This window comes from Massilia sp. Root133, from assembly GCF_001426525.1.
Lineage (GTDB): Bacteria > Pseudomonadota > Gammaproteobacteria > Burkholderiales > Burkholderiaceae_D > Telluria > Telluria orientalis.
The window spans coordinates 1-13,461 of record NZ_LMEW01000017.1 but is presented as its reverse complement, the minus strand read 5'-3'; the positions used below and the strand labels follow the sequence as shown (position 1 = coordinate 13,461).

Here is a 13,461-nt window from a genome sequence, read left to right as displayed (position 1 = left end):
ACCCTTCAGGCCAGCGCCGCGTCGGCGACGAGCGCATTCAGCTCGGCGCGGATCGCACGCGGCAGCTCGCCCGCCGTGAGGCCGATGGGGCCGGCGCCGCCTGCCACGAGCCGGTCGGCCGCCGCGCCGTGCAGCCACGTCGCGGCCAGCGCCGCTTCCCACGCGGGCCAGCCCTGGCCGAGCAAGGTGCCGACGAGACCCGCCAGCACGTCGCCCGTGCCGCCCGTGGCAAGGCCCGGATTGCCCGTCGCATTCAGCGCCACTTCCCCGTCCGGCCGCGCGATGACGCTGCCCGCGCCTTTCAGCACGACGACGGCATCCAGCCGCTCCGCCAGCTCGCGCGCATTCTCCAGCCGGTCGGCCTGCACGACGGCGGCCGTGACGCCGAGCAGGCGCGCGGCTTCCAGCGGGTGCGGCGTGATGACGACTTCGCCGCCGTGCGCGGCCAGGCGCGCGGCCAGGTCGGGGCTCGCCGCGCACAGGTTCAGCGCGTCCGCATCGACCACGAGCGGCCCCGTGCCGTCGATGACTTTCGACAGCAGGTGCGTGGCGCCGGCGGAATCGCCCATGCCGGGACCGGCGACGACGGTGCGGCCGTCGAACGCGAAGCCCGCCGCGTCGCGGAACATGATTTCCGGCTGCAGCGGATCGAGGCCCGGCCCCGGATCGACGGCGGCCACGAACACGCGGCCCGCGCCCGCATACAGCGCCGCGCGCGCCGCGAGGATGCCGGCACCCGCCATCCCGCGCGCCCCGCCCAGCACGGCGACGTCCCCATAGGTGCCCTTGTGCGAATTATTGCGGCGTGGCGCGAGGCAACCCGCGAACAGGGCGGGGGCGTTCAGGCGCGCGTGCGCGGCTTCCGTGTGCAGGCCATGCGCACCGAGGCGGTTGACGTGCACGCGGCCCGCGTGGTCGCAGCCGTCGCCCGTGTGCAGGCCCGGCTTGTCGCCGAGGAAGGTGATGGTATGCGTGGCGCGCACGGCGACGCCATCCGGGCCGATGACGCTCCCCGTGTCCGCATCGAGGCCGCTCGGCACGTCCAGCGCGAGCACCGGGCACGCCATGCCGTGCGTCCGTTCGACGAGCGCGCGCGCCTGCCCCGCGAGCGGCCGCGCGAGGCCGATGCCGAACAGGCCGTCGACGACCAGGCAGCAGCCGTTGCAGTCCGCGACGCCGGACACGAAGCGCGCCCGGCTGGCCTGGGCGCGCGCGAGGGCGTGCGCGGTCTCGGGCGACGGGGCCGCGCCGGCGAGGTGGACGACGTCCACGTTGGCGCCCAGATTGGCCAGGTTCGCGGCCACTTCCAGCGCATCGCCGCCGTTGTTGCCGGGGCCGGCCAGCACGAGGATGCGGCCCGTCGGCAGGCCGCCCAGCACTTCGAGCGCGTACGTGGACGCGGCCTCGCCGGCGCGCCGCATGAGCGGCGAGGGACCAGAGGTGCCGAGCGGCCGGAGCTGCGACTGCGCGGCCTGTTCGATGGCGCGGATCTGCGCGACGCTGTAGAGCGGATTGTCCATGGTGGTTCCAGGCTCGTAAAGATTGCGAAAACTGCATTGTCGCCAAAATCGGCGCCACGCGCGACTACAATAGCCGCTCGATGACTTTCTGGGGACATACGATGGATTGGCAGTTCTGGATCGACCGCGGCGGTACGTTCACGGACATCGTGGCGCGCCGGCCCGACGGCAGCCTCGTCACGCACAAGCTGCTCTCGGAAAATCCTGAACAGTACCGGGACGCGGCCGTGGCGGGCATCCGCCACCTGCTCGGCCTGGCGCCCGGCGCGCCCATCCCCGCCGGACAGGTGGAGGCCGTCAAGATGGGCACGACGGTCGCGACCAATGCGCTGCTGGAGCGCAAGGGCGAGCCGACCGTGCTCGCGATCACGCGGGGTTTCCGTGACGCGTTGCGGATCGCCTACCAGAACCGTCCGCGCCTGTTCGACCGGCACATCGTGCTGCCCGAGCTGCTGTATGGCCGCGTGATCGAAGTCGACGAACGCATCGGCGCCCACGGCGACGTCGTCGTTCCGCTCGACGAGGCGGCCGCGCGGCGCGACCTGCAGGCGGCGTACGACGCCGGCATCCGCGCGCTCGCCATCGTGTTCATGCACGGCTATCGCTACCACCAGCACGAGGACGCCGTCGCGCGCATCGGCCGCGCCATCGGTTTTACGCAGGTGTCCGTGTCGCACGCGACGAGTCCCCTGATGAAACTCGTGGCGCGGGGCGACACGACGGTCGTGGATGCGTACCTGTCGCCGATCCTGCGCCGCTACGTGGACCAGGTGGCGTCCGAGCTGCCGGGCGTGAACCTGCAATTCATGCAGTCCAGCGGCGGCCTGGCGGATGCGCGCGCGTTCCAGGGCAAGGACAGCATCCTGTCCGGCCCCGCCGGCGGCATCGTCGGCATGGTGCGCGCGAGCCGCCTGGCCGGCTTCGAGCGCATCATCGGCTTCGACATGGGCGGCACGTCGACCGACGTGTCGCACTATGCGGGCGAATTCGAGCGCGTGTTCGAGACGCAGGTGGCCGGCGTACGCATGCGCGCGCCCATGATGAGCATCCACACCGTCGCCGCGGGCGGCGGCTCGGTCCTGCATTTCGACGGCAGCCGCTACCGCGTGGGACCGGACAGCGCCGGCGCGAATCCCGGTCCCGCGAGCTACCGGCGCGGCGGACCGCTGGCCGTCACGGACTGCAACGTCATGCTGGGCAAGATCCAGCCCCGGCACTTCCCGCACCTGTTCGGCCCCGGCGCCGACCAGCCGCTCGATGCGGATGCCGTGCGCGCGGGCTTCGACGCGATGGCCGCCGACGTCGAACGCGCGACCGGGACGCGGCCGCAGCCCGAAGCCGTCGCCGAGGGCTTCATCCGCATCGCCGTGGGCAATATGGCCAACGCGATCAAGCAGATCTCCGTGCAGCGCGGGCACGACGTCACGGACTACGCGCTCACGAGTTTCGGCGGGGCGGGCGGGCAGCACGCCTGCCTCGTCGCGGACGCGCTGGGCATGAAGACGGTGTTCATCCACTCGCTGGCGGGCGTGCTCTCGGCCTATGGCATGGGTCTCGCGGACCAGAGCGCGATGCGCGAGCGGGCCGTCGAGCGGCGGCTGGACGACGTCGGCCCCGATGCATTGGCGGCCGGGCTGGATACGCTGGCCGAGGCGGCGCGCGCCGACCTCGCGGCGCAGGGCGTGGCGCCGGAGCGCATCGACGTGCTACGGCGCGTGCACCTGCGCTACGAGGGCACGGATTCCGCCATCGTCGTGCCGGATGGCGACCGCGCCGCGTTGCAGGCGCAATTCGAGCAGGCGTACCGCCGGCGCTTTTCCTTCCTCATGCCGGGCAAGGCGCTCGTCGTGGAAGCCGTGTCGGTGGAAGCGCTGGGGCGCTCCGATGCGCCGCCCGAGCAGCAGGCGGACGCCGTTGGGCGCGGCGGCGCCGCGCCGGTGTTCGAGACGGTAAGGATGTATGCCGACGGCGCGTGGCGCGACACGGGCGTGTACCGCCGCCAGGACATCGCGCCGGGCGACGTCATCGACGGCCCGGCCATCATCGCGGAAGCGAATGCGACGACGATCGTGGAGCCGGGCTGGCGCGCCGAGGTCACGGCGTACAACCACCTCGTGCTGCGCCGCGTGCACGCGCTGCCGCAGCGCCACGCGATCGGCACGTCGGTCGATCCGGTGATGCTGGAGATCTTCAACAACCTCTTTATGTCCATCGCCGAGCAGATGGGCCTGCGCCTGCAGAACACGGCGTACTCCGTCAATATCAAGGAACGCCTGGACTTCAGCTGCGCCATCTTCGACGCGGACGGCAACCTCGTCGCGAACGCGCCGCACATGCCCGTGCACCTCGGGTCGATGGGGGAGAGCATCAAGGCCGTGATGCGCAAGAACGCGGGGACGATGAAGGCGGGCGACGTCTACGTGCTGAACGACCCGTACAACGGCGGCACGCACCTGCCCGACGTGACGGTCATTTCTCCCGTGTTCGACGCGGCGGACAAGGACATCCTGTTCTACGTGGGCTCGCGCGGCCACCACGCGGACATCGGCGGCACGACGCCGGGCTCGATGCCGCCCGACTCCACGCACATCGAGGAGGAGGGCGTCCTGATCGACAATTTCAAGCTGGTCGACGGCGCGGACGGCGTGCTGCGCGAGGCCGAAACCCACGCCCTGCTGGCCGGCGCGCGCTGGCCTGCGCGCAATCCGGACCAGAACCTGGCCGACTTGCGGGCCCAGGTGGCGGCGAACCAGAAGGGTGTCGACGAGCTGCGCAAGATGGTCGCCTTATACGGCCTGGAGGTCGTGCGCGCCTACATGGGACACGTGCAGGACAATGCCGAGGAAGCCGTGCGGCGCGTGATCACGGCGCTGGCGGACGGGCACTTCGTCAACGAGCTCGATAACGGCGCGCGCATCGAAGTGACGATCCGCGTCGACCGCGCGGCGCGCAGCGCGGAGATCGATTTTACGGGCACGTCCGGCCAGCTGCCGAACAATTTCAATGCGCCGTCCGCCGTCTGCATGGCGGCGGTGCTGTACGTGTTCCGCACGCTGGTCGACGACGAGATCCCGCTGAACGCGGGCTGCCTGAAGCCGCTGAAGGTGATCATCCCGCCGGGCTCCATGCTGAACCCGCACTATCCGGCATCCGTCGTGTCGGGCAATGTGGAGACGTCGACGTGCATCACGAACGCGCTGTACGGCGCGCTCGGCGTGATGGCGGCGGCGCAGGGCACGATGAACAACTTCACGTTCGGGAATGCGCGCTACCAGTATTACGAGACCATCTCCGGCGGCTCCGGCGCGGGGCCGGGCTTCGACGGCACGGACGTCGTGCAGACCAATATGACGAACTCCCGGCTGACGGACCCGGAGATCCTGGAATTCCGTTTTCCCGTCCGCCTGGAGAGTTATGCGATCCGCGCCGGTTCCGGCGGGGCGGGGCGCTGGCACGGCGGGAACGGCGGCGTGCGGCGCATCCGCTTCCTCGAACCGATGACGGCGGCGATCCTGTCCAACAACCGCATCCACGCGCCGTTCGGCATGGCCGGCGGCGCGCCCGGCGCGCGCGGTCGCAATCTCGTGGAGCGGGCCGACGGACGCGTCGAGGAACTGGGGCACATCGGCAAGGCGGAGATGGGGGCCGGCGACGTGTTCGTCATCGAGACGCCGGGCGGCGGCGCGTATGGAGACGCGGCAGGTATGCCATTTTCGAAAACGCCCATATGAAATCGGAATTGTTCTTTGCGTAAGCCGCGGCCCATACTTCGGTCATGACTACGCGACGAACCCTCCTGCTTTCCCTGGCGCTGACCGCGGCGCTGCCTGCCTTTGCCGGCGTCCAGACCATCACGCTGGACGGACGGGCGCCCGGCACCCGCTTCGACGGCATCGGCGTGGTCGACGGCGGCGGGGCGACGTCGGTGCTGCTGAAGGATTATCCCGAGCCGCAGCGCAGCCAGATCCTCGACCTGATGTACAAGCCGAAGTTCGGCGCCTCGATCAGCGCGCTTATCGTCGAGATTCCGGGCGACGGCAATTCCACGCAGGGCTCCATGCCCAGCCATCGGCATACGCGCGCCGACGTCGACTACGGCCGCGGCTATACGTGGTGGGTGCTGCGCGAGGCGAAGCGGCGCAATCCCGCGCTGACCCTGGACGCCGCCGCGTGGAGCGCCCCGGGCTGGATCGGCGACAGCGGCGGCAGCCACGAATTCTTTTCGCCGGACGGCGCCGACTACTACGTCAGCTGGCTGAAAGGCCTGCGCGACGTGTACGGGCTGGAGCTCGACGCGATCGGCAGCCGCAACGAGAAGGGCGTCAGCTACGATTTCGCGAAGACGCTGCGCGCCCGCCTCGACGCCGGCGGATTCTCCAAGGTGAAGCTGCACAGCTTCGACAACTGGCCCGACGACACGAAGTTCGACTTCGTGAAGGACATGCCGAAGGACGCGGGCCTGCGCGACGCGATCGACATCATCGGCGCCCACATCAACGCGCCGGAATCGGTCGTGCCGACCTGGGTGCGCGAGGCGGCGGCCGCGCTGGGCAAGCCGATCTGGAATACCGAGCAGCACGTCTACGTGGCCGGCTTCGACGGCGCGCTCGGGATCGTCCAGGCGTTCAACCGCAACTGGATCGACAGCGGCGTGACGAAGATCGTCAACTGGTACGGCATCGCGGGCCTGTACACGCTGGAACCGTATTCGGGCGTGAAGGAGGCGGCGATCCGCGCGAACTGGCCGTGGAGCGGCCACTACGAGGTGAATCCGCAGCTGTGGGCCTATGCGCACTACGGCCAGTTCACGGCGGCCGGGTGGACGTATGTGCCGCAGGGCAGCGGCGCGTTGCAGGACGGCGGCAGCTACGTGACGCTGAAATCGCCGGGCGCGGACTACAGCGTGATCATCGAGACGCGCCAGGCGAGAGCGCCGCAGACGGTGCGCGTGGCGGTCGGCGCCGGCCTGTCGACAGCCGACGTGGCCGTGTGGCGCAGCGACGCGCGGGCGCAGTTCGTGCACGTGGCGGACCTGCATCCGGAGGGCGGCGCGGTGGCGCTGACGGTCGATCCGGACGCGATCTATTCGCTGACGACCACGCGCGGCCAGCAAAAGGGCGGATTCGCCGGCGTCCCCGCGCAACAGGCCTTTCCGTTCCCGTACCGTGCAAACTTCGATGACTACCGGGATGCGCGCGCATGGGGTTATCTGCCGCGCTACTTCGCCGACATCGAAGGCGCGTTCGAGCTGGCGCCGTGCCCCGGCGACCGGCGCACCTGCCTGCGCCAGGGCGTGCCCGTGAGGCCGCATTCGTGGGCGCCGGACTGGAAGCCGTACACGATCCTCGGCGACGACGGCTGGACCGACTACGAGGTCAGCGCGGACGTGAGGGTGGGCCGCGGCGAATCGGCCGCCGTGATGGGCCGCATCAACGACGTGGGCAGCGGCTACGGCGCGATCCCGAAAGGCTATCTGCTGGAACTGGACGGCACGGGCGAGGTGCGGCTCGTCGTGGTGCGCGGCAAGGTGGACAAGAAGGCGCTCGTCGGCGATGCCGAGCAGCAGGCGCTGATCAAGGCGGCGAACGATGCGGCGGAGGGCGGAGAGAAGGTGCTGGCGTCGGCGCCGCTGGCCGGTGTGGCGGCCGATCGCTGGCATACGTTGAAACTGCAGTTCAGCGGGACGCGCATCCGCGGCTACGTCGACGGCAAGCCGGTGGTGGAGGCGACCGATGCCATGTACGGCAAAGGCATGGCCGGCCTGCTGGCGGGACCGGCGCAGACAGGCCTCAGCATGCCGTACTACCGCGACGTCGTGCTCAACCGTGTCGACGGCGCGCTGCCGCCGCCGACGAAGCCGTTGCCGGGACAGGCGCCGCTGTACGCCCGCAAGCGCTGATCGGCGATCAGGTCGAAATACCGTACTTCCGCTTCGCCGCCTCCATCTCCGCATCCAGCGCCGCGAGCCGCGGATGCGCGGGATCGAGCGCGCGGATGTGTTCCAGCTGTTCTTCCGACAGCGCGGCCAGCGGGTGGTCCCAGCCCATCTCCATGATCTGGCGGAGGACGCCGCCGACGACGGCGATCATCACCTGCAGGTTGTTCGGCGCCATGTGCAGCGCTTCCAGCAGGGTCTGGACGGCGCCGCGCACGTCCCCCATGTTGCGCTTCTCGTCCGCGACGCCCAGCAGGATCTGGGCCTGGGCGCGCAACTGCTTGCCCATGCCGTCCGCCAGGTCGGGCCGGCCCGCGCGCACGAACACGTTCAGCGCCTGCTGCGCGGACAGCGCGTCGTCGCCGCCGTTCAGCGCGCCGAGCATCACTTCCGACGCCTCGTCGTCCATGCGGTGCGCGAGGCAGGTTTGCGCGAGGCCCACGCGCATAGTGGGCGACAGCGCGCCGCCCGCGCGCACGGCGTCTACCGCGAGCTTGAGCTCCTTGACGGCCGCCGCGCCGTTGCCGGCCAGGTCGTGCAGCAGCGCCACCGAGATCGCCTTGCACGCATCGGCCGCCGGCGTGCCGCGCAGCGAGCGTTCGAGGTCGCGGATCACGGTCGACGCGCCGGCCGGATCGCCCTTGCCGACGAGCGCCCGGACGAGGTTCACGTGGTCTTCGGGGTTGCGGAATTCGGAATAACGGGAACGCGTCACGACTTGCCGGAACGATTTCTCGGCGCCGTCCGCGTCGCCCGCTTCCAGCGCCACCTCGCCCAGCCGGCGCAGGCGCCGCACGACGTACGGCGAGATGGCGACGGCGTCCTCCAGCGTCTTCTTGGCGAGTGCCGCCTCGCCGCGCTCCTGCTGGCAGCGCGCGAGCAGGTCGTAGGCGGCCATCAGGCGCGGGTTCTCGGCCACGATGTGTTCCAGCAGAGGGATCGCTTCGTCCATGCGGCCCTGGGCGGCGATGGCGCGCGCGAGCCCGAGCCGTGCCCAGCCCACCGGCTTTTCGGCCAGCACGTCGCGGTAGACGGTTTCGGCCAGCTCGTGCTCCTTCAGCGACACGTGCAGTTCCGCGCGCAGCCGCGCGAAATCGAGGGCGTAGTGCGGGCGCGTGCGGGCCGATTCGATGGCGGCGTCGATCGCTTCGCGCGGGCGCGCCTGTGCGATCAGCTGGTACACGGGGAGCAGGGCGGCGCGGCGGGCGACGGCCTTCTGGATGCGCTGGTGCAGCGCCTGCGCCGTGAACGGCTTCAGGATGTAGTCCGTGGGCGTGAGCTCGGCCGCGCTGACCACCTTGCCGTACGCGCCTTCCGCCGTCAGCATGATGAAGATGGCCCAGGGCGCGATGAGGCGGTGGTGGCGCAGGTCTTCCAGCAGCTGCTGGCCGTCCTGGCCTTCGGCGTTCGCCGTTCCGCCGCTGAGGTCGTACTCGCACAGGACGATGTCGAAGGACTTGCGGCCGAGCGCCTTGATCGCGGTGCTCGCGTTGACGGCGGACTCGATGCGCGTCACGCCCGCCTGGTTGAGCATGTTCTGCAGGTTCGCCCGCAGGGCCGGGTTCGGGTCGACGATGAGCACGCTCAGTTGCGCATTCAACTGATTGCTGATCTGCGCGTTCTGCGTCGTGCCGGCTGGGCTGGATGAGCTGTTTTCTGGCATGCGTCTCGGAAACCGTCAGGGGTTTTTCGACACTACGATACCGCTAAGCTGCAAGGTCGGCAACTTTTTGCCTCCGGTGCGGGCCTCATGCCAGACGGGGAAGGGGGCAACGCTGTATAATACCGGGCTTCTTTCACCCGCAGCCACGCTGCATCAACCGACTTCCAAGCCATGTTGATTCTGCCGGGTTCCAACGCCCTCTCTGCCTTCCGTAGCCAACGCCTTCTCACGCAACTGCAAGCCGTCGCCCCGACGATTGCCGACGTGTCGGCGCGCTACTACCACTTCATCGACGCAAGCGCCCCCCTGTCCACGGAGGACACCGGGCGCTTGACGGCCATGCTCACCTATGGGGAGCCCGTGCCGGAAACGCAGTACGAGGGCGTCACCGAGGAGTTCTTCGTGATCCCGCGCCTGGGCACCATCTCGCCGTGGGCGTCGAAAGCGACCGACATCGCCCATAACTGCGGCATGGCCCACATCCACCGCGTCGAGCGCGGCGTCGCGTTCAAGGTCGTCCTGAAGGGCGGCATCCTCGGCACCGGCTTCGGCGCGCCTAAGAAGCTGGCCGACGACGAGATCCAGGCCGTCGCCGCGCTGCTGCACGACCGCATGACGGAAACGGTGCTGCGCAGTGCCGACCAGGCGCAGGCCCTGTTCACGGAGCTGGAAAGCCGCCCGCTGGACCAGATCGACGTGCTGGGCCGCGGCCGCGACGCCCTCGTCGAAGCGAACGCCACGATGGGTCTCGCCCTGGCCGAGGACGAGATCGACTATTTGTTCGAGGCCTTCGCCCGCGTCCAGCGCAACCCGACGGACGTCGAGCTGATGATGTTCGCGCAGGCGAACTCGGAGCACTGCCGCCACAAGATCTTCAACGCCGAGTGGACCATCGACGGCGCGAAACAGGACAAATCCCTGTTCCAGATGATCAAGAATACGCACCAGCTGCAGCCGAAGGGCACGATCGTCGCGTACAGCGACAACTCGGCGATCATGGAAGGCGCGGAGGCGCTGCGCTTCTATCCGCAGGCCGGCAGCCAGGAATACGCGCCGGTCACGCAGCTGACGCACACGCTGATGAAGGTCGAGACGCACAACCACCCGACCGCGATTTCCCCGTTCCCGGGCGCCTCCACCGGCGCCGGCGGCGAGATCCGCGACGAGGGTGCGACGGGCCGCGGCGCCAAGCCGAAGGCCGGCCTGACCGGCTTCACGGTGTCGAACCTGTACCTGCCGGACGCCGTGCAGCCGTGGGAAAACGCGGCCAACGTGAACTCGGCCGACAAGACGGGCAGCGCTACGGTGTACGGCAAGCCGGAACGCATCGCGTCGCCGCTGCAGATCATGGTCGACGGCCCGCTGGGCGGCGCCGCCTTCAACAACGAATTCGGCCGGCCTAACCTCGGCGGCTATTTCCGCGTCTACGAACAGAACGTCGGCCCGACCGCCATCAACGGCAATACCGTGTTCGGCTACCACAAGCCGATCATGATCGCGGGCGGCATCGGCAACATCTCGGACGCACACACGCACAAGAACGACATCCCGGTCGGCAGCCTGCTGCTGCAGCTGGGCGGTCCGGGCATGCGCATCGGCATGGCCGGCGCGGCCGCGTCGTCGATGGCGACGGGCACCAACACGGCCGACCTGGACTTCGACTCGGTCCAGCGCGGCAACCCGGAGATGGAGCGCCGCGCGCAGGAAGTCATCAACAGCTGCTGGCAGCTGGGCGCCGAGAACCCGATCATCTCGATTCACGACGTGGGCGCGGGCGGCATCTCGAACGCCTTCCCGGAAATCACGAACGACGCCAGGCGCGGCGCCACGTTCGACCTGCGCAAGGTGCCGCTGGAAGAAAGCGGCATGTCGCCGAAGGAAATCTGGAGCAACGAATCGCAGGAGCGCTACGTGCTGGCCATCGCGCCGGACGACCTGCCGCGCTTCGCCGCCATCTGCGAACGCGAGCGCTGCCCGTTCGCCGCGGTCGGTGTTGCCACCGAAGAGCGCCAGCTGCGCCTGATCGATCCGATCACGAACACATCGCCGGTCGACATGCCGATGGACGTCCTGCTGGGCAAGCCGCCGAAGATGCACCGCAACGTCGAGCACGTGAAAGACCAGTTCAAGCCGGTCGACGTCACGGGCCTGGACCTGGAAGAAGTGGCGCGCCGCGTGCTGCTGCTGCCGACCGTCGCCGACAAATCGTTCCTGATCACGATCGGCGACAGGACCGTCGGCGGCATGAGCGTGCGCGACCAGATGGTCGGCCCGTGGCAGGTGCCGGTGGCCGACTGCGCCGTCACCACGCTGAGCTTCGAAGGCTACAAGGGCGAAGCGATGGCGATGGGCGAACGTACGCCGGTCGCCGTCATCGACGCGGCCGCGTCGGGCCGCATGGCCGTCGGCGAGGCGATCACGAATATCGCCGCCGCGCCGATCGCCGACATCGCCGCGATCAAGCTGTCCGCGAACTGGATGGCCGCATGCGGCCAGCCGGGCCAGGACGCCGCGCTGTTCGACACCGTGAAAGCCGTCGGCATGGAGCTGTGCCCGGCGCTGGGCGTCTCGATCCCGGTCGGCAAGGACTCCCTGTCGATGCGGACGACGTGGAATGAAGACGGCGAGAACAAGGCCGTCGTCTCGCCGGTGTCGCTGATCGTGTCGAGCTTCGCGCCCGTCACCGACGTCCGTAAAACCCTGACGCCGCAACTGCGCACGGACCTGGGCGACACGTCGCTGATCCTCATCGACCTGGGCCGCGGCAAGAACCGCCTCGGCGCCTCCGCGCTGGCGCAGGTGACGCAGCAGCTGGGCAACGACACGCCGGACGTCGACAACCCGGCCGACCTGAAAGCCTTCTTCGCGGCGATCCAGCAACTGAACAACGACGGCAAGCTGCTCGCCTACCATGACCGTTCGGACGGCGGCCTGTACGCCACGCTGTGCGAGATGGCCTTCGCGGGCCGCGCCGGCATCTCGGTGAACCTGGACATCCTGACGATGGAAGGCGAGCACGCGTCCGACCACGGCGACGCCAAGAACTGGGCGGCGCAAGTGGGCGAGCGCCGCAACGACCTCACGCTGCGCGCGCTGTTCAGCGAAGAGCTGGGCGCCGTCGTGCAGGTCAAGACCGCCGAGAAATCGGACGTCATGAACGTGCTGCGCGCGTTCGAGCTGGGCGCCTGCAGCCACATCATCGGTAAAGTGAACGACCGCGGCGTCGTGGAATTCACGCGCGACACGAAGGTCATCTACAACAAGCGCCGCAGCGAACTGCACCGCCTGTGGAGCGAGACGAGCTGGCGCATCGCGCGCCTGCGCGACAACCCTGCGTGTGCGGACCAGGAATACGAGCGCCTGCTGGACGAGCAGGATCCGGGCTTCACCCCGAAGCTCGTGCATGACACGAACGTGAACATCGCCGCGCCGTTCATTGCGACCGGTGCCCGTCCGACCGTCGCGATCCTGCGCGAGCAGGGTGTCAACTCGCATATCGAGACGGCATGGGCGATGCACCAGGCGGGCTTCAAGGCCGTCGACGTGCACATGAGCGACCTGATCGCCGGCCGCGCGAAGCTGGACGATTTCAAGGGCCTGATCGCCGTCGGCGGTTTCTCGTACGGCGACGTGCTGGGCGCCGGCGAAGGCTGGGCCAAGACGATCCTGTTCAACCCGGAACTGAAGGCGGCGTTCGCGCAATTCTTCGGCCGCGGCGACACGTTCGGCCTGGGCGTCTGCAACGGCTGCCAGATGATGAGCAACCTGAAATCGATCATCCCGGGCGCCGAGGCATGGCCGAAGTTCACCCGCAACAAGTCGGAACAGTTCGAGGCGCGCTTCGGCATGGTCGAGGTGATGGACTCGCCGTCGATCTTCTTCCAGGATCTCGCGGGCACGCACGCGCCGCTGGCGATCGCGCACGGCGAAGGTTTCGCGGACTTCTCGCAGACCGGCGACATCGCGCAGGTCGTGAAGGCGCTGCGCTACATCGACAACCGCGGCGCCGCCACCGAGGCCTATCCGTTCAACCCGAACGGCTCGCCGGAAGGCCTGACCGCCGTCACGACGCCGGACGGCCGCTTCACCGTGATGATGCCGCACGCCGAGCGCGTGGCGCGTACCGTCACGATGTCGTGGCATCCGGACGGCTGGGGCGAGGACTCGCCGTGGGCGCGCATGTTCCAGAATGCGCGGAAGTGGGTGGGCTGATCGCGGTCGGTTCCATGAAAAAAGCGCTGCCTTGAACTGAACCCCAAAAGTTGGACACCAACTTTTGGGGTTTTTTCATGACGAAGTACGATGAGCGGTTCAAGCTCTCTGTAGTTCAGCAATACTTGGAC

General features: G+C 69.0%; 5 protein-coding genes. 3 read left to right on the top strand and 2 right to left on the bottom strand.

Annotated features, from left to right (window positions below):
- Nucleotides 1–5: 5 nt before the first annotated feature.
- On the bottom strand, nt 6–1,520 hold the full coding sequence (locus tag ASD28_RS15135; protein ID WP_056129412.1) for a bifunctional ADP-dependent NAD(P)H-hydrate dehydratase/NAD(P)H-hydrate epimerase: 1,515 nt from the start codon (nt 1,518–1,520) through the stop codon (nt 6–8).
- A 101-nt stretch (nt 1,521–1,621) separates the two neighbouring features.
- On the opposite strand from ASD28_RS15135, the gene ASD28_RS15130 reads away from it, so the two are divergent.
- On the top strand, nt 1,622–5,251 hold the full coding sequence (locus tag ASD28_RS15130) for a hydantoinase B/oxoprolinase family protein (RefSeq protein ID WP_056129409.1): 3,630 nt from the start codon (nt 1,622–1,624) through the stop codon (nt 5,249–5,251).
- 44 nt (nt 5,252–5,295) lie between these two features.
- Nucleotides 5,296–7,419 carry a galactosylceramidase gene (locus tag ASD28_RS15125; RefSeq protein WP_056129406.1) on the top strand — a complete coding sequence of 708 codons (2,124 nt, stop codon included), beginning with the start codon at nt 5,296–5,298 and terminating at the stop codon, nt 7,417–7,419.
- A gap of 7 nt (nt 7,420–7,426) precedes the next feature.
- Here ASD28_RS15125 and ASD28_RS15120 read toward each other — a convergent pair whose 3' ends face one another.
- Nucleotides 7,427–9,118: a response regulator gene (locus ASD28_RS15120; RefSeq protein ID WP_082577271.1), complete on the bottom strand. Its 1,692-nt coding sequence runs from the start codon at nt 9,116–9,118 to the stop codon at nt 7,427–7,429.
- A gap of 171 nt (nt 9,119–9,289) precedes the next feature.
- Here ASD28_RS15120 and purL point away from each other — a divergent pair, with 171 nt between their 5' ends.
- Nucleotides 9,290–13,330, top strand: coding sequence for a phosphoribosylformylglycinamidine synthase (gene purL / locus ASD28_RS15115; protein WP_056129403.1), 4,041 nt, complete (start codon nt 9,290–9,292; stop codon nt 13,328–13,330).
- Nucleotides 13,331–13,461: the final 131 nt, after the last annotated feature.